Raw genomic sequence first — 19,038 nt, 5'->3', positions numbered from 1 at the left:
GGCGGTGCCGCTGCACGGCGACGGGCGACACGCCCCCACCCACCGTCGACGCGGGGCCGACGGCTGGCGGGGGCGCAAATCGGCGCGTCAGGTGGTCGTGCAGGTGATCTCGGTCGGCGGGTTGTTGGTGCCCGTCGCGGTGCCGATGAAACCGAACGTGGTGGAGCCACCGGCCGGCAACGCCCCGTTGTAGTCGACGTTCGTCACCCGCACGCTCGCACCGCTCTGCGTGTGCGTGCCACCCCAGATCTGGCTGATCACCTGCCCGTTGGGGAAGGCCCAGGAGACCGTCCAGCCACGGATGGGCGTCGCGCCGGCGGTCACCGTAACCGAGGCCTGGAAGCCGCCCGACCACGAGTTCGTCACCGTGTACGTGGCCCGCGCGCCGGACGGCGAGGGCGTGCTCGACACGGTCGGCGTCGGCGTCGGGATCGGGCTCGGTGTGTCGGTCGGACTCGGGGTCGGCGAGACGGTGGGCGAGGGCGTGCTGCTCAGCGTCGGTGACGGTGTGACACCGGGCCGCGCCGCGCGGTAGGTGTGACCGGCGCGGACGGCGAGTTGCACCACATCCGTCTCGGGTCGGGTGGTGCTGGGCGTGCTGCCGTCGGTGACGTCGACGAGGGTGAAGGACCCGGTGAAGAGGCGGGCGCGCAGGCGTACGGTGCCGTCCCGGTCGGCGCGGACGCTGATCTCGTCGGCCTGCCCGCTGGTCCAGGCCACGCCGACGGTGTATCCGCCCCGGCCGCGCAGGCCCGCGACCTGGCCGGTGGGCCAGGCGCTCGGCAGCGCGGGGAGCACGTGCAGCTCGCCGTTGTGGCTGTGCAGCACCATCTCGGCGATGCCGGAGGTCGCACCGAAGTTGCCGTCGATCTGGAACGGCGGGTGCAGGTCGAACATGTTCGGCGCGAGCCGGTCGGTGCGTACCAGGTCCTTCAGGAGCTTGTGGGCGCGGGCGCCGTCCTCCAGGCGGGCCCAGTAGTTGATTTTCCAGGCCAGGGACCAGCCGGTCCCGTCGTCGCCGCGCAGTTCCAACGTTCGGCGTGCGGCCTCGTAGAGCTGCGGGGTGCCGCGCTTGGTGATCTGGTTGCTCGGATGCAGGCCGTAGAGGTGGGAGACGTGCCGGTGGTTCCGCTCGGTCTCGACCCAGTCGGCGAGCCACTCCTGGATGTTGCCGCGGGAGCCGACCCGCGACGGCGCCAGCCGGTCCCGTGCCGTGCGCACCTGGGAGCGGAACGTGGTGTCGACACCCAGCACCTCACTGGCCCGGGCCGCGGCGTCGAACAGGTCACGCAGGATCTGGTTGTCCATGGTGGGGCCCGCGCAGACGCTGGCGTTCGAGTGGTGCGGCAGCTCCGGCGAGTTCGACGGGTTGGTCACCAGGTAACCGAGCGTCGGGTGGGCGACCAGGGTGTCGAGGAAGAACTGGGCGGCACCCTTGAGCGCCGGGTAGTTGGCCTGGAGGAAACCGGCGTCACCGGTGAACAGGTAGTGCTCCCAGATCAGGCTGGCCAGCCAGGCGCCGCCGGTCTGCCACATGCCCCACAGCGCCCCGTCGACGACCGAGGCGCCCCGCCACGCGTCGGTGTTGTGGTGGGTGACCCAGCCACCCGCGCCGTACTGCGCCTGGGCGACACGCGCCCCGGTGACCGTGAGGTCCTTGATCAAGTCGAACACCGGCAGGAAGCACTCGGCGAGGTTGGTGGTGCCGGCGGGCCAGTAGTTCATCGGCAGGTTGGCGTTGATGGTGTACTTCGAGTCCCACGGCGGCGTCATCGAGTCGTTCCAGATGCCCTGGAGGTTCGCCGGCTGGGTGCCCGGCCGCGAGGAGGAGATCAGCAGGTACCGCCCGAACTGGAACAGCAGGGCGGAGAACTGGGGATCGTTCGTGCTCGCGTGCTGGGCGATCCGCACGTCGGTCGGCTGGTCGGCCGCGGCCGTACGCCCCAGGTCGATCGTCACCCGGTTGAACAGGGCCTGGTAGTCGGCGAGATGGCGACTGCGCAGCTGGTCGAGGCTCGCCCCACGGGCGGCGCTGAGGCGGGTGCGCGCAATGCCCTGGTAGTCGCCGTTGACCGTGCGGTAGTTGACATAGCTGGAACCGATCGAGATCAGGACGGTCACGCTCGTGGCACCCGAGACGCGTAGGGTGCCGCCGGAGCTGCTGACCGTGCCGCCCGTCGCGGTGGCGTTGGCCAGCCCGAGGAAACGCACCGAGCCGTTGACGCCCTCCATGGCGCCGGAGATGCCGTCGACCGCGATCGTGGCGGCGTCGGGGCTCGACATCGTCGTCCGCTGTGGGCTGTCGAAGGTCGCGTTGAACGTGATCGAGTTGGCGCGATCGGCGGTCAACCGGAGCACGATCACCGAGTCGGGGGCACTGGCGAACACCTCACGCTGGTACCGGACACCGTTGAGCACGTACGTCGTGGTGACGGTGGCGGTGGTGAGGTCGAGCGTCCGGTTGTACTGCGACGCGCCGCTGGCGGAACCGAAGGCGAGACGGAGGTTGCCCACGAGCTGGTAGGCGAGCTGTCCGCCGGGGTTGCCCATCATCGTCTGGTTGATCAGATCCTGCGCCGACGTCCACTGGTCGGCGAAGACGCGCCGCCGGATCTCGGCGAGGTTGGCCGCGCCGCGGGTGTTCGCGGAGTCGTACGGACCGCCGGCCCAGACGGTGTCCTCGTTGAGCTGGAGCCGTTCGGTGTCGACGTTGCCGAACACCATGGCGCCGAGGCGTCCGTTGCCGATGGGCAGCGCGCGGAGCCAGTCGGTGCCGGCCGGCTCGTCGTACCACAGAGCCAGGTCGTTGGCGGCGAGCACCTGTGGCGGCGCGACCGAATCGGCGCGGGCGACGGCGGACCACGCGACCGGTAGCAGCGCGGCGCCGGCGCCCGCAGCACCGGCCCGCAGCACGTTTCTTCGTGTCACTTCAGACATGGTCTCTCCAATCTGCGCAGGCCAGAGACCTCACGCAGGTGGGACGGCGCCGCTGGAGGCACCGCCGGAATTGGCGCTATGGCGGGGACGTGCCCACGGCCGGTTTGCCGTTCGAGTCCTGGCGGGGACGATCGGCGGCGGCCGGGGACGCGTGGTGGGCTTGCTGTTAGCGTTAACAGGTGCGGCCCGCTCGCACCGTTCGGCAACGTTCACAGCCGTGGCCCGGCGTGCCGGGCTCCCGGCGGCGCGCCATGCATCCTCCATAGACCTTCGTAGATGACGGCGCTGCGCGTCAATAGGTGTCGGTCATGTTTCGGATCGGCGCGCAGGGGCGCGCCCACGGCGGGCCGCCCGGGCACCTTGCCATCGACGCGGCTCGTTCGTAGCATCCAGAGCCACGAGATGTTATCGCGAACAAACCGCGACATCCCGGCACCGACCGCCCGGAGGTGGCAGCTGTGTCCTCAGGCTCGTCGGCCGTTGCGGGCTACCACAACCCGGTCGTATCCGGCTTCTACCCCGACCCGAGCGTCTGTCGGGTCGGCGAGGACTACTACCTCGTCTGCTCGAGCTTCGAGTACTTCCCCGGGGTGCCGCTCCTGCACAGCCGGGACCTGGTCCACTGGCGACAGATCGGTAACGTCCTCGACCGTGCCAGCCAGCTGGAGATCCCGCCCGACGCCAACGCGTCCGGCGGCATCTTCGCACCGACCATCCGCCACCACGACGGCCGCTTCTGGGTGATCACCACCAACGTCAGCCTCGGCCGGCACCTCATCGTCACCGCGGCGGATCCCACCGGCCCATGGTCGGAGCCGGTCTACCTCGACCTGCCCCACGTCGACCCGTCCCTGGCCTGGGACGATGACGGCACCTGCTGGCTGACGACCTCGGGAGTGGACGGCTACCGGATCGACCCGGACACGGGCCGGGTGCTAGAGGGACCGATCGCGCTCTGGTCCGGCACCGGAGGGCAGTACCCGGAGGCGCCGCACCTGTACCGGATCGGCGAATGGTGGTACCTGCTGCTCTCCGAGGGCGGCACGCACACCGGCCACGCCGTCTCGGTTGCCCGGTCCCGCAGCCCTCGGGGGCCGTTCGAGCCCGCGCCGACCAACCCGATTCTCACTCACCGGAGCACAGACCTCCCCGTCCAGGCGGCCGGGCACGCCGACCTGGTGCAGGCCACGGACGGCAGTTGGTGGATGATCCTGCTGGGGATCCGGCCGAAGGGCCAGTGGCCGCCCTTTCACGTGCTCGGGCGCGAGACGTTCCTCGTGCCGGTCCGCTGGGTCGACGGCTGGCCCGTTGTCGACCCCGTCCGAGAGATCACCGCCGCACCCGCCGGCAGCCCGCCGGCCCTGGCCGCCCCACCCGACCCGGGCGCGCACCGCGACGACTTCGACACGACCAGCCTCGCACCCGGATAGGTTTCGCCCCGCTCCCGTCCCGACGCGGCCTGGTCGTTGACCGAGCGGCCTGGATGGCTCACCCTGCACGCCACCGGTACGACGCTGGACCGCGCCGGCGCGACGATCGTGGCGGCCCGCCAACGCCATCATGACTGCCGCGCCAGCGTGCGGGTGGATCCGGACGGCGGCACGGCCGGGCTCACCCTGCGCATCGACGAGGCGCACCACTACGACATCGAGGTCCAGGACGTCGTCGTCCGCGTCGTCGGCCGGGTGGGACCGTTCCGGCAGGTCTTCGCGACCCTCGACGTACCCGGTGGTCCGCTCGTCCTGACGATCACCACCCGGACCCACGATCTCTACCCGCCGACCGTGACGTCCACGGCCGACCTCACCGTCACCGACGAACCCTTCGGGGTACGCCCCGCCGCCAGCGACATGATCACGTTCGAGGTGGAGACCGCGGACGGCCACGTACTGCTGGCCGAACTCGACGGGCGGTATCTCTCCACCGAGGTCGCCGGCGGCTTCACCGGCCGGGTCATCGGCATGTACGTGACCGACGGCGTCGCGGCCTTCGACTGGTTCGACTACCGTCCGGTGGCGCGTCCGCCCGGCTGAACGACCGGCGCCGCGACCGTAGACTCGCCGTGTGAGCGACGAGAGCCGGCGGCGCCGCCCCCGCATACCGCGGCGCGGTGACCTGCCCGTCGCCACGATCGCCGAGCTCGCCGGAGTGTCCCCTCCGACGGTGTCCAAGGTCCTCAACGGTCGCACCGGCGTGGGTGAGCAGACCCGGCAGCGGGTCGAGGCGCTGCTCCGCGACCACGGCTATCGCCGTCCCGAGGACGCCGCGAGAACACTCTGCATCGAGGTGCTCTTCCACCACATGCTGCCCTCGATCGCCCTGGAGATCCTGCGCGGCATCCAGGAGGTCGCCGACCCGCGGGACTGCACCGTCGGCTTCGTCGACCTCCGTCACCGCGTGGAGGCGGGGCTGCCCTGGATGGAGCCCCTGCTGCTGCGCCATCCGACCGCCGTCATCGCGGTCTGCTCGCTCGTCACCGCCGAGCACGGCCGACAGTTGGCCAGCATGGGCATACCGCTCGTCGCCATCGACCCGGGCGGCGAACTCTTCCCCACCCCCGCCGTCGGCTCGAACAACTGGAGCGGTGCCCTCGCCGCCACCCGGCACCTTCTCGACCTCGGCCACCGGCGGATCGGAGTGCTCACCGGGCCGGTGCAGGACCTGGCCGCGCGGGCTCGCCTGGACGGCTTCCGGGCCGCCCTGGACCACGCCGGCATCTCCTTCGACGACAGCCTCGAACGGCAGGGGGTGTTCAGCTTCGTGGCCGGCCGTGACCTCGGGCGCGAGTTGCTGACACGGGCCGAGCCACCCACCGCCCTCGTCTGCGGCAACGACCTCCAGGCCCTCGGCGTCTACGCGGCGGCCCACGACATCGGCCTGCGAATCCCCGAAGATCTCAGCGTCGTCGGCTTCGACGACGTGGACCAGGCGACCTGGACGTCACCACCGCTGACCACGGTGCGGCAGCCGTTCACCGAGATCGGGGCCACCGCCGCTCGACTCGCGTTGACGCTGGCCGACGGCCACACCCTCCCGCAGGAGCGGTACGAACTCGGCACGGCGCTCGTCGTCCGGGGCAGCACCGGACCGCCCAGCATTCGGTAGCAGGGCGGTCGGGCAGCGGGTCACGAAGAGGCCGATTTTTTTCGGCGGCCATGTCGAGAAACCACACCCGGCGTCGTCCCCGGGGTGAACGTGACCAGAACGGGTCACGCGAGCGAGGAGGAGCACGACGATGGCGAAGTACCTGCTGCTGAAGCACTACCGGGGTGGTCCGGCCGGGCTGAACGACGTACCGATGGACCGGTGGACGCCGGAGGAGATCTCGGCGCACGTGCAGTACATGCGCGACTTCGCGGCCCGCCTGGAGGAGAGCGGTGAGTTCATCGAGGGCCAGGCGCTCGCCCCCGAGGGGGAATGGGTCCGCTACGACGGGGAGGGACGCCCCCCGGTCACCGACGGCCCGTTCGCGGAGACCAAGGACCTCATCGCCGGGTGGATGGTGATCGACGTCGACAGCTACCAACGCGCCGTCGAGCTGGCGGGTGAGCTGTCGGCCGCGCCGGGCGCCGGTGGGAAGCCGATCCACGAGTGGCTCGAGCTGCGCCCGTTCCTCACCGAACCGCCCACCATCACGGAGTGACCTCCGCGATGGACCTGGCACTGCTCCGGAGCCTCACGCCGAGCGTGCTCGCCGTTCTCGTCCGCCGCGGAGCCGACTTCGCGGCGGCCGAGGACGCCGTGCAGGACGCGCTGGTGGAGGCCGTCCGCGTCTGGCCGGCCGACCCGCCACGGGATCCGAAGGGCTGGCTGATCACCGTGGCCTGGCGTCGGTTCCTCGACACCGCCCGCGCGGACGCCGCCCGTCGTCGTCGGGAGGACGTCGTCGACGCCGAGCCGACGCCGGGCCCCACGACCGCCGTGGACGACACTCTCCAGCTCTACTTCCTCTGCGCCCACCCGTCGCTGACGCCGTCGTCCGCCGTCGCGCTCACGTTGCGCGCCGTCGGGGGACTGACCACCCGGCAGATCGCCCGCGCCTACCTGGTGCCCGAGGCGACCATGGCGCAGCGCATCAGCCGGGCCAAACGCACCGTCTCCACCGTTCGGTTCGACCAGCCCGGCGACGTCACCACCGTGCTGCGCGTCCTCTATCTGGTCTTCAACGAGGGCTACACGGGTGACGTCGACCTCGCCGCCGAGGCCATCCGGCTGACCCGGCAGCTCGCGGCGGCGATCGACCACCCCGAGGTGGCGGGACTGCTCGCCCTCATGCTGCTGCACCACGCCCGCCGTGCCAGCCGGACCGCGCCCGACGGCAGCCTGGTGCCGCTCGCGGAGCAGGACCGTGGCCGATGGGACACGACCGCCATCGCCGAGGGCGTCGACATCCTCCAGACCGCCCTCGCCCGCGACCGGCTCGGCGAGTTCCAGGCCCAGGCCGCCATCGCGGCACTGCACGCCGACGCGCCCACCGCCGAGGAGACCGACTGGGTGCAGATCGTCGAGTGGTACGACGAACTCGCGCGCCTCACCGACAGCCCCGTCGTCCGGCTCAACCGTGCCGTGGCGGTCGGCACGGCCGACGGGGCCCGAGCCGGGCTGGCAGCCCTCGCCGGGTTGGACGACTCGCTGCCGCGTTACTCGGCGGTGGCCGCGTACCTGCACGAACGCGACGGCGACCGGGCGAGGGCGGCCCGCCTCTACGCCGAGGCGGCTCGTAAGGCGGCCAACCTCGCCGAGCGTGACCATCTGACCCGCCAGGCCGCCCGCCTCAACGACCACCGGCGGCGCTGACGGGTCGCACGACCCGCCTCAGGCGCTCGGCAGCGGCGCGTACCACTGCGCGCCGCTCACCCGGACCCGCTGCGACTGCTTGCGGTTCCATTCCACCCGCATGCCGTGGCGGCGCAGCACCGGGAAGGCGACCTCGTCCAGCAGGCGTTCCAGGTCGGCCTGGTAACGGGCCTGCTGCTCGACCTCCGGCAAGGCCGAGTAGGCGGCCTCGTCAAAATCCACTGGCGGGTAGGCCCCGTAGCCGAGGTAGACCTCGCCGTTCTCGCTCGCGAGCAGCGACTCCGTGTCCTGCTGGTGGAACCACAGGTAGCCCTGCCAGTGCCGGGAGTCGTCGCGCTCGTCGTGGATCTCCGCGGACGCGCAGGTGCCGCAACAGCTGAAGTTCTCTCGGGCCAGCACGCCGGCCTCGTTGAGCTCGGCGAACGCTCGGGTGAGGTTGCTGCGGACCGCGCCCCAGCCGCGCTGCTGCTCGCGCCGGAGGGCCAGCGCCGTCTCGTACGCCGACGTGAGGTCCTCGGCGGTGGCGCCGTGTCGATCGTCGTCGTCGTCGAGGTAGTCCAGGAAGTCGCCGGGTTCGTCGTAGCCACGGACGATCCAGTCCCAGATCTCGGCCTCGATCTCGCCGCGGCCCGGCTCGGCGACTCGATCGGTCAGGAAGCGGACGCCCTCGGGGCGATCGTTGTAGGTCCATCCATCCACGGCGGAGATCCTTGCAGCGACCTCCGACAGTCCGGGACGCGACGTGCGGGACCGTCCGGCCCCGCCGTCCTCGGGCGGCGGGGTCGGACGGGCCGGTCGCGTCCGGTCAGCCGTTCAGGGTGGCCAGCAGCGCGGCGCTCATGCCCTGTTCGCCACGGGCGTTCGGGTGGAAGGGCGCGGCGGAGTTCTGCGGCACCAGCCCCTCGATCCAGCGGGTTCCGCTGCTCTTGCACGTGTCCCGACCGATCGACGGCGTGTAGACGTCGGCGTAGGTGGCGCCGTTCGCGCCGGCGGCGCTGGCCAGCATGGCGTTGAGCGACTTCTCGACACCGCGCAGGTACGGCACGTCCTGGTAGGCGATCGGGACGACGGGCCAGCAGCCGTACCCGCTGTCGGGCAGGATCGCCGGATATCCGAGGACGACGACCCGCGCGCTGGGCGCAGCCCGGCGGATCGCCTGCAGCACGGCGGTCACCTTCGGCACCGTGGCCGCGATACGGGCCTGCAACTGGTCGGTGCCGCCCGCGGTGTACCGGTTCTTGCACGGCGAACCGAGGGGACTGCTCAGGCTCGCCTCCGCGCACTCGCCGATGATGCCGGAGAAGCCGATGTCGTTGCCGCCGATCTGTACCGTCACCAGCGCGGTGCTCGACGTGACCGCGTTGAGCTGCGGTGGGACGTTGATGCCCAGTTGGCCGCTGCCGCCGTGGAGAATGTCGTCCGTCGTGGCGCCGGAGCAGCTCACGTCCGCGAACGACGTCGAGCCGGCGGCCGCGGCCACCAGCGAGGGATAGTTGCGGTTCGACCGCAGGCAGTTGAGGTCGACCTGGGTGGGGATCAACGGACCCGCGGTGTACGAGTCTCCCAGCGCGACGTAACGGCCGGTGGGGACCGCGGCGCTGGCGGGCGTGGCGACGGCGAGCAGGACACCGGCGGTGGCCGCGGCGAGTGCGGCCAGTCGGGTGGCTGCGCGCAGGAGCGGCAGGCGGGGACGGGGCATGACGCCTCCCAGGGGAGATCGCGGTGGTGGTGGTGGTGGTGGTGCCGAGATCCTGTCGCCGCCGCCGAGCGGGGTCAATATAGATGACCCTCACTAAATAATGTCCCACAGTGTGGGTCGGGAGGGCTGCGGGGTGGGCTCCGACCTGTCGAGATCCGCGCCGGACACCGGCTGTATTGACGGCATGTGTCGTGCGAGTTAAATTGGCATCGATCTATGTCATCGGCTCCTGTGGACGGCAGTGGGCCCTCGCCGTCAACCACCGCAAGGAGCGCACGTGCTCAAACGAAGAATCGCCCTACTGCTTCCCACAATCCTTGCGGCTGCCCTCGGCACCGCGGTGGTCAGCGGCGCGATGGTGCTCACCACCCCCCAACCCGCGGAGGCGTTGGAGAACGGGCTGGCCCGCACACCGCAGATGGGCTGGAACGACTGGAACGCTTTCGGCTGCAACGTCAACGAGACGCTCATTCGACAGACGGCCGACGCGCTGGTCTCCAGCGGCATGGCCGCGGCCGGATACCGCTACGTCAATATCGACGACTGCTGGTCCACCAAGCAGCGCAACGCCAGTGGGGACCTGGTCGCCGATCCGCAGAAGTTCCCGAGCGGCATCAAGGCGCTCGCCGACTACGTCCACGACAAGGGCCTCAAGCTGGGCATCTACTCCTCGGCCGGGACTCTGACCTGCGCCGGGTACCCGGCCAGCATCAACTACGAGCAACGCGACGCCAACCTCTGGGCGTCCTGGGGAATCGACTACCTCAAGTACGACAACTGCGGCGACCACCTCGGCCGGAGCGCGCAGCAGCGCTACACCGCGATGCGGGACGCGCTCGCCGCCACCAACCGGCCGATCCTGTACAGCCTGTGCAGTTGGGGCCAGGACAGCGTCTGGACCTGGGGCGCGGGAGTGGGCAACTCCTGGCGTACCACCGGCGACATCGGTGGGAACTGGAACTCCATCATGAGCATCCTGGACCAGCAGGTCGGCAAGGAGTCGTACGCCCGACCGGGCGCGTGGAACGACCCGGACATGTTGGAGGTCGGCAACGGGCCCACCGACACCGAATCCCGGGCGCACTTCAGCCTCTGGGCGCTGCTGAACGCCCCGCTGCTGGCGGGCAACGACATCCGCACCATGTCGGCGGCCACCCGCACGATCCTGACCAACACCGACGTGATCGCCGTCAACCAGGACTGGGGCGGTCAGCAGGGCCGCAAGATCAGCGACTCCGGTGACCTCGAGGTCTGGCGCAAGCCGATGTCCACCGGCGGGGTGGCCACCGTCCTGCTCAACCGCGGCAGCGGCACGACCACGATCTCCACCACTGCCAGCGCGCTCGGGCTCGGCAGCGCGGGCTCGTACACCGTGCGCGACCTGTGGTCCCACACCACCTCGACGTCGACCGGCACGATCAGCGCGTCCGTGCCGGCACACGGCGCCGCCATGTTCCTGGTCAGCGGCGGTGGCACTCCCCCGCCGACCACGCCGCCGCCGACCACGCCGCCGCCGACCACTCCCCCACCGACCACGCCGCCGCCGAGCGCGACGTCGACGATCCGCAGCACGTCCGCCGGCCGGTGCCTGGACGTCAACGGCGCGTCCCAGACGAACGGCGCCACCGCCATCATCTGGGACTGCCACGGCCAGGCCAACCAGTCCTGGACCTCGACAAGTGCCCAGGAACTGCGGGTCTACGGAGGCAAATGCCTCGACGTCAACAACGCCGGCACCGCCAACGGGACATCGGTGATCATCTGGGACTGCCACGGCCAGGCGAACCAACAGTGGCGCTTCAACGCCGACGGCTCGATCACGGCGGTCGCCTCGGGCCGCTGCCTGGATCTGGTGGGCAACGGTACGGCGAATGGCACGCGCGCCCAGATCTGGGACTGCAACGGCGCAGCCAGCCAGCGGTGGAGCCGCAGCTGAGCAACCGTCCCCGCTAGGCGGGGGCAGGGCCTGGACCGGCCGGGCACGTCCGCGGGCACCGACCCGCGCGTCGCCCGGCCGGCCCACGCCGCCCATGCTCACCCCTGCGACACCCGTGGAACGTCCGACGCATAGCATTGCCACGGATCGGGACGGCTCTGCTGAAACGAGGCGACATGCGTTGGCTCCAGCGGTTGCTGGGCGGCGGGCGGGTCCAACTCGACCCGGAGCGGCAGCAGACGCTGCTGCGCAACCTCCAGCACGGATACGGCGCACACACGCGGGTTCCGTTTCCCGCGCAGGTCGAAGCGGCGACCGGCATGTTGGGCGGCGACGACGGCCTGGTGGTGGCGGCCCGGGTTCTCAGCCAGGTCGCCGACGAGGCACACGTGGATCTGCGGGCGCAGGCCCAGGACATCCACCGGCGGACCGGCCGGCGACTCCTGGTGCACCGGCGGAACTACCGGCCGCTGTGGATGGAGGCCGGTCCCGGCCTGCGGTGGCCGCTGTTCGCGCTGCCGTGCGGCTTCCACCCGTATGCCCAGGTGGCCGCCGCCGTCGCGGTGGTCGGCGACCGGGCGGCCCGGCTCGACCGGGTGACCGACCCGAACCCGCTGGCGACACACGTGTTCGAGCTGCTCGACCTCACCACCGTCGGCTGGGAGTACGGCCGGGTGCGGGTGGACACCGACGCCGCCGCGTTCGTGGATCGACTGATCACGAGCGCCGCGCAGGTCCTCGCCGCGATGGACGACCCGCCCCGGTTGCCACCTCCGGTCCGTGCGCTCATGCGTCGCAACAACACCCTCGATGTGCACGACCCGGCCGGCCCGCGCGCGGTGGGACGGATCAACCTGGGCGCGCGGATGCGGGAACAGTTGCTGGCCTGATCGCCTAGCGGCCCTGGGCGCGGGCGTTCGCGCCCAGGAAGGCGAGCAGCAGGGCAGCCGTCTCGTCGGGGTACTGCGCGTGCGGGTAGTGACCCGCGCCCTCGATGACCTCGAGCCGACCCAACCCGGCCGGCAGCGCGGCCACGATCACCTCCCCCTCGGCCCGCGGGTCGGCCCAGTCGGGGTCGAGCGACCCCTCGACGATCAGGACCGGACAGCGGACGTTGCCCAACTGCGCGCCCGCGTCGACCGGTGCCGACCGGCCCATCCTGCGCATCGCCGCCATCCGGCCGGGCTCGCTCAGCATCGCGTCGATCCGGGTCGTGCGGGCGGCCCAGTCGGCCGGCTTGCGCCCCGGGTAGGCGACGTCGAGGTAGCTGCGCCAGAGCGCGACGCTGCCGAACAGGCCGGTGCCGAGCAGTCGGGTCATGCCCTTGCGGAAACGGGCGACCCGCAGGTCGCGCAGCTTGATCGACTGCTTGCGCGTGAACGGGGTCAGCTCGACGATGCCGCTGACCAACTCGGGTGCCTGGGCGGCGGCGATGGTGGCGGCTCCGCCGGAGATCGAGTGGCCGACCAGCACGGCCGGACCGCCCAGGTGACGGACCACCGCGAGCAGGTCGCCCGCGATGTCGGTGCGGCTGTAGGAAGGCCACCGGGCGCTCGACTCACCGCAACCCCGTAGGTCGACCGCGGCCACCCGGTAGCCGGCGGCAGCCAGGCGCGGAACGACGAAGCGGTACGCCTCGCGGCTGTCACCCATGCCGTGGGCGAGGACGACGAGCGGCCCGGAGGCACCGGTCACCTCGTACGCCAGGGTGCCGCCGTCGACGTTCAGGTACTCGGTCATCGGATCCTCCGGGAGCTGGCTAATTGCTTTAGCTAGAGGCTAATACTATTAGCTTTGTTCGTCAAAGTGACATCTGCCGCAGCACCGGCGGCCACCGTCGGCGTGCTGTCAGCACGGCGGCGGGACGTCCCGAGTGATCACCCTCGCCACGTCGCCGAGGTCGTCGTCGAGCTGGTGATCGCGCCCGGGCAGCCGGTACAGCCGCGCCTGGGGCACCGCGTCCGCGTACCGGCCGGCGTGCGACGGTGGCACCGTCTCGTCCCGGAGGCCGTGGAACACCCGCACCGGCACGTCCCGCGGCAGCCGGGCGCCGAGGTCGTCCGGCAGCTCGAACTCGTCGCCGGGCCAGCCGCCCGCGCCGACGAAGGGGGCGGCGATCAGGACGATGAGCGCCAGCTCACACTCCGGTGGCCGCTCGGCGAGCGCCTGGACGAGGATCGTCCCGCCCACCGAATGGCCCACGACGACGGCACCGTCGTCCAGAGACGCGATTTCCCGCCGAATGGCCGCGCTCCAGGTGGCGTAACGCGGATCGCCCTCGTCGGGCAGGCGCGGATAGCGGACGTCGTACGACTCACCGAGCTCGCGCCGCAGGCTGTCGACCATCCGGCTGTCCCACTCGTCGTACGTGCCGGAGCCGGCGCCCTGGACGAACAGAATCTGCGTTGCCGCTGTCACGACTGCGCCCTTTCGCGCTGCGCCCGTGCCGCTTCTCGCGATTTTCATTCGCAGCGGGAACAGGGGAAAACACCACCGCTAACCGCTCCCACTTTAACGTATATCGCGTTGGGGGCCTTGCCGCAAGACCCCCATGGTGCCGCAGAATCGTCGGCCGGAGATGGAAACGAACGAAGAATCGGGGCACCAGGTGCGTGTGTTGTGCAGGACACGAGTGGTCGTACGGACCGTCCGGACCAAGGTGACGCGATGACCGACCGCTACGTGTGGGGTCTCGACGAGGTCGACGAGACGCAGATCGCGACCGCCGGAGGCAAGGGCGCCCGTCTGGGGGCGCTGTCGCGGATCGACGGCATCCGCGTACCGGCTGGCTTCTGCGTGTCGACCGACGCCTTCCGACGGGTTCTGGCCGAGGTGCCCTCGATCGAGGCTCGCCTTGAGCGGCTGTCGCGCCTGACGCCGGACGACCGAGACGCGGTCCGCGACCTCAGCACGGAGATCCGCCGGAGCATCGAAGAGACCGCCCTGCCCGACGACGTGGTGGCGGCGATCGACGGAGCCCTGCGCCAGCACGGTGCGGACACGGCCTACGCCGTCCGGTCCAGCGCCACGGCGGAGGACCTGGCGACGGCCTCCTTCGCGGGCCAACAGGACACCTACCTGAACGTCCGAGGCACGGCCGCCATCCTCGCGCACGTCCGACGGTGCTGGGCCTCGCTCTTCACCGAGCGTGCCGTCACCTACCGGCAGCGCAACGGCATCGACCATCGGACGGTCCACCTCGCCGTCGTCGTGCAGAAGATGGTGTTTCCGCAGGCGGCCGGTGTGCTGTTCACGGCCGACCCCCGCACGTCCAACCGGAGGACTGCCTCCGTCGAGGCCAGTTTCGGCCTTGGCGAGGCTCTGGTCTCCGGGCTCGTCAACCCGGACGCCTACCGGGTGCGGGACGACGCGATCATCGACAGGTCGATCGCCACCAAGCGGCTCGCCATCGACACCCTCCCGGGCGGGGGCACCGTCAGGCAGCCGATCAGCACGGACCGTCAGGGGCAGCCGGCGCTGACCGATGCCCAGGTCCTGCGGCTGGTGCGCGTGGGCCGGCGGATCGAGGCGCACTTCGGCTGCCCGCAGGACATCGAGTGGTGCCTGGTCGACGACGACCTCCACATCGTCCAGAGCCGGCCGATCACGACGCTGTTCCCCGTCCCCGCCGCCTGGGACGAGGAGAACCACGTCTACCTGTCCGTGGGGCATCAGCAGATGATGACCGACGCCATGAGGCCGTTGGGGCTGTCCATGTGGCAGCTCACGGCGATGGCGCCGATGCACGAGGCCGGGGGGAGGCTCTTCGTCGACGCCACCCGGCTCCTGGCGTCGCCCGCGGGCCGCGTCGGCTTCCTGGAGATGGCGGGCAGGTCCGATCCGTTGACCCGGGACGCGCTGGAAACCCTCCTGGAGCGCCCCGACTTCGTACCGACGCTGGCCCAGGACGGTCCCGGTGTCCCGCGGCTCGACGGCGCGCCGGCCACGATCGAGAACGATCCGGCCATCGTCGCCGAGCTGATCGAGCGCAGCCAGGCGTCTCTCGCCGCACTGCGGCGCGACATCGCGAACGTGACCGGACCGGCGCTGTTCGACTTCCTGTTCGAGGCCTTCGCCGAGCACAAGCGGCTGCTCGCCGATCCGTTGAGCATGCAGGCGATCATGGCGGGGATGGGAGCCACCTGGTGGCTCAACGACCACCTGTCCGAATGGTTGGGCGAGCGGAACGCGGCCGACACCCTCACGCTGTCCGCCCCGGGCAACGTCACGTCGGAGATGGGCCTGGCGCTGCTCGACGTCGCGGACGCGATCCGTCCGTACCCCGATGTGGTGGCCTACCTGCGGGACGTCGCCGACGACGGCTTCCTCGACGAACTGCCGAAGCTGGCGGGCGGCACGGAGGCACGCGACGCCATCAGCGCGTATCTCGACCGGTACGGCATGCGCTGCGTCGGCGAGATCGACATCACCAGGCCGCGCTGGGCCGAGCGTCCCACCACGCTCGTACCCCTGATCCTCGACAACATCAGGCTCCACGAGCCCGGCGCCGCCCGACGGCGCTTCGCACAGGGGTACGAGGAGGCGCAGCGCAAGCGCGAGGAGCTGCTGGAACGCCTACGCGCCCTGCCGGACGGGGAACACAGGGCCGACGAGACCGCAGGGATGATCGACCGGGTGCGCACCTTCATCGGATACCGCGAGTATCCGAAGTACGCGATCATCAGCCGCTACTTCGTCTACAAGCAGGCCCTGCTGCGTGAGGCCGAGCGCCTCGTCGACGCCCACGTGCTGCGCGCGAGGGACGACGTCTTCTACCTCACCTTCGCCGAGCTGCACGACGCGGTGCGGTCGCACCGGGTCGACGACGCGCTGATCCAGCGGCGGAGGGACGAGTTCCGCGCGTACCAGACGCTCACGCCGCCCCGGGTGCTCACCTCCGAGGGAGAGATCATCTCCGGGGCGTACCGACGAGACGACGTGCCGACCGGCGCGCTGGCCGGCCTCGGGGTGTCCGGCGGGACCGTCGAGGGCCGCGCCCGTGTCCTCTCCGACATGGCGGACGCCGCGCTGGAGTCGGGCGACATCCTGGTCACCGCGTACACCGATCCGAGCTGGTCGCCCCTGTTCGTCGCCGTCATGGCCCTGGTCACCGAGGTGGGCGGTCTCATGACCCACGGCGCGGTCATCGCCCGGGAGTACGGCCTCCCCGCCGTCGTCGGCGTGCCGGACGCGACCAGGCTGATCCGGGACGGACAGCGGATCCGTGTGCACGGCACCGACGGGTACGTCGAGATCCTCGACGAGTCCGACGCGGCTGTCGATCCACCGTCCGCGCGACACGTCGTAATGTAGGGGCCCCACCGAGGGGGCCGGCACACGGACGGGACCTGCGCCATGGCCAAGTACATGATTCTCATCTACGGCGACGCCCAGCAGTGGGACGCGATGACCGACGAGCAGTGGAAGACGCACGACGCCGCGCACGAGGCCTTCGTCGGAAAGGCCGGCACGCAGATCCTCGACGGGCAGCAGCTCGAGCTGGCGGCCACGGCCACCACGCTGCGCTCGGACCCGATGGGCCAGATCAGGACGACCGACGGCCCGTTCCTGGAGACCAAGGAGGTGCTCGGCGGCTACTACCTCGTCGAGGCGGCCGACCTGGACGAGGTCCTGTCGTTGGCGACGCTGCTTCCCGAGGTGCGCGCCTCGCACAGCGGCGTGGAGGTCCGCCCGGTGGTCGACCACGGCTGACGTGACCGACCGACTGACAAAGGACGAGGTCGTCGCGGCGGTAGCCCAGGCGCACCGCCGCGACTGGGCCCAGGTGTTCAGCACCACGGCCCATCTGACCCGCGACCTCGACCTGGCGGAGGAGTGCGCACAGGACGCATTCGCACAGGCCCTGGAGACCTGGACGCAGACCGGGATCCCGGACCGACCGGGCGCCTGGTTGACCACCATCGCGCGCAACCGGGCCCGCGACGTCCTACGCCGCGAATCCGTCTTTCGTCGGAAGATGCCGCTGCTCGTCGCCGACGAGACCACGCCGGGGCCGGAGGACGGTCTCGTCGACGACCGGCTGCGCCTGATCTTCACCTGCTCGCACCCGGCCCTGGCCCGGGAGGCCCAGGTCGCCCTGACGCTGCGCCTCGTGTGCGGGCTCTCGACACCCGAGGTGGCCCGTGCGTTCCTGGTGCAGCCGGCCACCATGGCCGCCCGCATCACCCGAGCGAAGAAGAAGATCGCCGCAGCGCGCATCCCGTACCGGGTGCCCGGCCCGGACCAGCTCGAAGAGCGGGTGAGCGCCGTCCTGGAGGTCGTCCACCTGATCTTCACCACCGGCCACACGGCGCCACTCGGCACCGCGCTGGTCCGTCAGGATCTGGTGGACAGCGCGATCAGCCTGGCCCGGATGCTGCACCTGCTCATGCCGACCAACGCCGAGATCAAGGCACTGCTCGCGCTGCTGCTGCTCAACGCCTCCCGCCAGAACTCCCGCACCTCGGCGGAGGGGCGACTGGTGCTGCTGGCCGAGCAGGACCGCTCGCGCTGGGACCGGCAGCTCATCGCCGAGGGTCGGGGGCTGGTGGCCGACGCGCTGCGCCGTCGGCCACCGACACGGTACGCGCTGGAAGCGGCGATAGCCGCCCTGCATGCCGAGGCGCCGAGCTGGCAGGACACCGACTGGGCCCAGATCGTCGCGCTCTACGACGCCCTGTTCCGGTGCTGGCCCTCCCCCGTGGTGGAGCTCAATCGGGCCGCCGCGATCGGGCTACGCGACGGCCCGAGGGCCGGCCTCGACGCGCTGAACCCGCTGCTCGCCGATCCGACCCTCGCCACGTACGGATACCTCAGCGCCGCCCGGGCCGACTTCCTGCGCCAGTTGGGGCAGTGGCCGCAGGCCCGGACGGCCTACGAGGAGGCGCTGACCCTCACCGACAACGACGTCGAGCGCGCCTTCCTCGGCGAGCGCCTGACCGAGGTGGAACGACACCTCTGACCGTCGCGCCGTGCACCGCCGGCCGGTCAGACGTCGGCCTCGACGGCGAACGTGTTGCCGTCCGGGTCCTGGAACCAGGCGATACGGCCACCACCCGCCCGCGCGGTGATCCCCTTCGCATCGTGTTCGAACTGCCCGTAGCGGACGAAGTCGACGCCCGCTGCGGTCAGTTCGTCCACGATCGCGTCGAGGTCGTCGACGTACCACGTCGCCAACGTTGCCGCGGTCGTCCCGGCGGTGACCGACTGGTAGACGTTGAGGGCCGGCCCGCCGCCGGAGGCGTAGATGCGGCTGCCGTCGACGACGTGGGCGCTGGGGGCGGATCGCAGCGCCCGCAGGCCCAGCCGGCCTTCGTAGAACGTGACCGCCCGCGCGATGTCGGACACGGCGACCGAGGCTCTGAGGTGGTGGGCGCTCAAGGGCATGACCCAGCCTGGCAGACACGGGCGGTCGTGGACGTGACGCGGGGCGGGTTCGGCGTGGCGCCGGACCCGCCCCACGACGTGGGTGGTGTCAGCGTTGCAGGGTGAGCAGACCGGGGCGGTACGGCAGGAGTCCGTAGTCGCCGCCGGAGCTCGGGGAGCGGCCCTGGTAGAGGAGTTGGAGGTTGCAGGGGTCGACGGTGAAGGTCTGGTCGGCGCTGGTGCGGATCAGCTCGCCGTGGCTGATGTCGTTGGTCCAGGTGGCGCCGCTGTTGGCCTTGCCGGC

Annotated in this window: 16 protein-coding genes and 1 pseudogene; 10 read left to right on the top strand and 7 right to left on the bottom strand. The window is 71.0% G+C overall.

The annotated features are described in order from the left end of the window. Nucleotides 1–87 precede the first annotated feature (87 nt). Nucleotides 88–2,937 carry a glycoside hydrolase N-terminal domain-containing protein gene (locus tag ABZU91_RS31095; protein WP_355248317.1) on the bottom strand — a complete coding sequence of 950 codons (2,850 nt, stop codon included), beginning with the start codon at nucleotides 2,935–2,937 and terminating at the stop codon, nucleotides 88–90. A 458-nt stretch (nucleotides 2,938–3,395) separates the two neighbouring features. On the opposite strand from ABZU91_RS31095, the gene ABZU91_RS31090 reads away from it, so the two are divergent. The 5 genes and pseudogenes from ABZU91_RS31090 (at nucleotide 3,396) to ABZU91_RS31070 (ending at nucleotide 7,734) form a co-directional block, all read left to right on the top strand. Next, entirely contained in the window at nucleotides 3,396–4,367 is a 972-nt protein-coding gene (locus ABZU91_RS31090; RefSeq protein ID WP_355248314.1) for a glycoside hydrolase family 43 protein, read from the top strand. Nucleotides 4,368–4,397: 30 nt separating this feature from the next. After that, nucleotides 4,398–4,970: pseudogene (locus ABZU91_RS31085) on the top strand (glycoside hydrolase family 43 protein); the annotation flags it as partial. 31 nt (nucleotides 4,971–5,001) lie between these two features. Beyond that, nucleotides 5,002–6,042 (top strand): LacI family DNA-binding transcriptional regulator, encoded by a 1,041-nt coding sequence (locus ABZU91_RS31080; RefSeq protein ID WP_355248311.1) that lies wholly within the window; start codon nucleotides 5,002–5,004, stop codon nucleotides 6,040–6,042. Between the two features lie 130 nt (nucleotides 6,043–6,172). Then, nucleotides 6,173–6,580 carry a YciI family protein gene (locus ABZU91_RS31075; RefSeq protein WP_355248308.1) on the top strand — a complete coding sequence of 136 codons (408 nt, stop codon included), beginning with the start codon at nucleotides 6,173–6,175 and terminating at the stop codon, nucleotides 6,578–6,580. A gap of 8 nt (nucleotides 6,581–6,588) precedes the next feature. Continuing rightward, on the top strand, nucleotides 6,589–7,734 hold the full coding sequence (locus ABZU91_RS31070) for a DUF6596 domain-containing protein (protein WP_355248366.1): 1,146 nt from the start codon (nucleotides 6,589–6,591) through the stop codon (nucleotides 7,732–7,734). 18 nt (nucleotides 7,735–7,752) lie between these two features. On the opposite strand, the gene ABZU91_RS31065 is transcribed toward ABZU91_RS31070, so the two are convergent. Together ABZU91_RS31065 and ABZU91_RS31060 are read right to left on the bottom strand one after the other, a co-directional pair. Beyond that, complete coding sequence (locus ABZU91_RS31065) at nucleotides 7,753–8,433, bottom strand: hypothetical protein (protein ID WP_355248305.1); 681 nt, start codon at nucleotides 8,431–8,433, stop codon at nucleotides 7,753–7,755. Nucleotides 8,434–8,539: 106 nt separating this feature from the next. Beyond that, nucleotides 8,540–9,433 carry an SGNH/GDSL hydrolase family protein gene (locus tag ABZU91_RS31060; RefSeq protein WP_355248302.1) on the bottom strand — a complete coding sequence of 298 codons (894 nt, stop codon included), beginning with the start codon at nucleotides 9,431–9,433 and terminating at the stop codon, nucleotides 8,540–8,542. 277 nt (nucleotides 9,434–9,710) lie between these two features. On the opposite strand from ABZU91_RS31060, the gene ABZU91_RS31055 reads away from it, so the two are divergent. Next, nucleotides 9,711–11,369: a lectin gene (locus ABZU91_RS31055; RefSeq protein ID WP_355248299.1), complete on the top strand. Its 1,659-nt coding sequence runs from the start codon at nucleotides 9,711–9,713 to the stop codon at nucleotides 11,367–11,369. A gap of 176 nt (nucleotides 11,370–11,545) precedes the next feature. Continuing rightward, nucleotides 11,546–12,259: a hypothetical protein gene (locus ABZU91_RS31050; protein ID WP_355248296.1), complete on the top strand. Its 714-nt coding sequence runs from the start codon at nucleotides 11,546–11,548 to the stop codon at nucleotides 12,257–12,259. A 4-nt stretch (nucleotides 12,260–12,263) separates the two neighbouring features. Here the strand turns inward: ABZU91_RS31050 and ABZU91_RS31045 are convergent, their stop codons facing one another. Further along, complete coding sequence (locus ABZU91_RS31045) at nucleotides 12,264–13,109, bottom strand: alpha/beta hydrolase (protein ID WP_355248293.1); 846 nt, start codon at nucleotides 13,107–13,109, stop codon at nucleotides 12,264–12,266. Nucleotides 13,110–13,217: 108 nt separating this feature from the next. Beyond that, nucleotides 13,218–13,787, bottom strand: a complete 570-nt coding sequence (locus ABZU91_RS31040) for an alpha/beta fold hydrolase (protein ID WP_355248291.1) — start codon at nucleotides 13,785–13,787, stop codon at nucleotides 13,218–13,220. A gap of 249 nt (nucleotides 13,788–14,036) precedes the next feature. Between ABZU91_RS31040 and rph the strand changes: the two genes are divergently transcribed. From rph to ABZU91_RS31025, 3 genes are read left to right on the top strand one after another with little or no spacing between them, the layout of a single operon-like run. After that, complete coding sequence (gene rph, locus ABZU91_RS31035; protein ID WP_355248288.1) at nucleotides 14,037–16,682, top strand: rifamycin-inactivating phosphotransferase; 2,646 nt, start codon at nucleotides 14,037–14,039, stop codon at nucleotides 16,680–16,682. Between the two features lie 42 nt (nucleotides 16,683–16,724). Continuing rightward, nucleotides 16,725–17,081: a YciI family protein gene (locus tag ABZU91_RS31030; protein ID WP_355248285.1), complete on the top strand. Its 357-nt coding sequence runs from the start codon at nucleotides 16,725–16,727 to the stop codon at nucleotides 17,079–17,081. A gap of 1 nt (nucleotide 17,082) precedes the next feature. Then, complete coding sequence (locus ABZU91_RS31025) at nucleotides 17,083–18,330, top strand: DUF6596 domain-containing protein (RefSeq protein WP_355248283.1); 1,248 nt, start codon at nucleotides 17,083–17,085, stop codon at nucleotides 18,328–18,330. A gap of 26 nt (nucleotides 18,331–18,356) precedes the next feature. Here ABZU91_RS31025 and ABZU91_RS31020 read toward each other — a convergent pair whose 3' ends face one another. Together ABZU91_RS31020 and ABZU91_RS31015 are read right to left on the bottom strand one after the other, a co-directional pair. After that, a complete protein-coding gene (locus tag ABZU91_RS31020) occupies nucleotides 18,357–18,755 on the bottom strand; it encodes a VOC family protein (protein WP_355248280.1) in 399 nt (132 codons plus the stop codon). An 88-nt stretch (nucleotides 18,756–18,843) separates the two neighbouring features. After that, nucleotides 18,844–19,038: non-reducing end alpha-L-arabinofuranosidase family hydrolase (locus ABZU91_RS31015; RefSeq protein WP_355248277.1), on the bottom strand; the 195-nt coding region annotated here is incomplete at its 5' end.

Origin of the sequence: Micromonospora sp. NPDC005174 (assembly GCF_040608495.1) — a bacterium.
Taxonomy (GTDB): Bacteria; Actinomycetota; Actinomycetes; order Mycobacteriales; family Micromonosporaceae; genus Micromonospora.
This window is presented reverse-complemented; position numbering and strand designations above follow the sequence as displayed.

Bases quoted from the DNA above. Each gene is read 5' to 3' on its own strand.
- ABZU91_RS31095 (WP_355248317.1), bottom strand. From the start codon at position 2,937: ATGTCTGAAGTGACACGAAGAAACGTGCTGCGGGCCGGTGCTGCGGGC.
- ABZU91_RS31075 (WP_355248308.1), top strand. From the start codon at position 6,173: ATGGCGAAGTACCTGCTGCTGAAGCACTACCGGGGTGGTCCGGCCGGG.
- ABZU91_RS31050 (WP_355248296.1), top strand. From the start codon at position 11,546: ATGCGTTGGCTCCAGCGGTTGCTGGGCGGCGGGCGGGTCCAACTCGAC.
- ABZU91_RS31020 (WP_355248280.1), bottom strand. From the start codon at position 18,755: ATGCCCTTGAGCGCCCACCACCTCAGAGCCTCGGTCGCCGTGTCCGAC.
- ABZU91_RS31060 (WP_355248302.1), bottom strand. From the start codon at position 9,433: ATGCCCCGTCCCCGCCTGCCGCTCCTGCGCGCAGCCACCCGACTGGCC.
- ABZU91_RS31030 (WP_355248285.1), top strand. From the start codon at position 16,725: ATGGCCAAGTACATGATTCTCATCTACGGCGACGCCCAGCAGTGGGAC.
- rph (WP_355248288.1), top strand. From the start codon at position 14,037: ATGACCGACCGCTACGTGTGGGGTCTCGACGAGGTCGACGAGACGCAG.
- ABZU91_RS31045 (WP_355248293.1), bottom strand. From the start codon at position 13,109: ATGACCGAGTACCTGAACGTCGACGGCGGCACCCTGGCGTACGAGGTG.
- ABZU91_RS31070 (WP_355248366.1), top strand. From the start codon at position 6,589: ATGGACCTGGCACTGCTCCGGAGCCTCACGCCGAGCGTGCTCGCCGTT.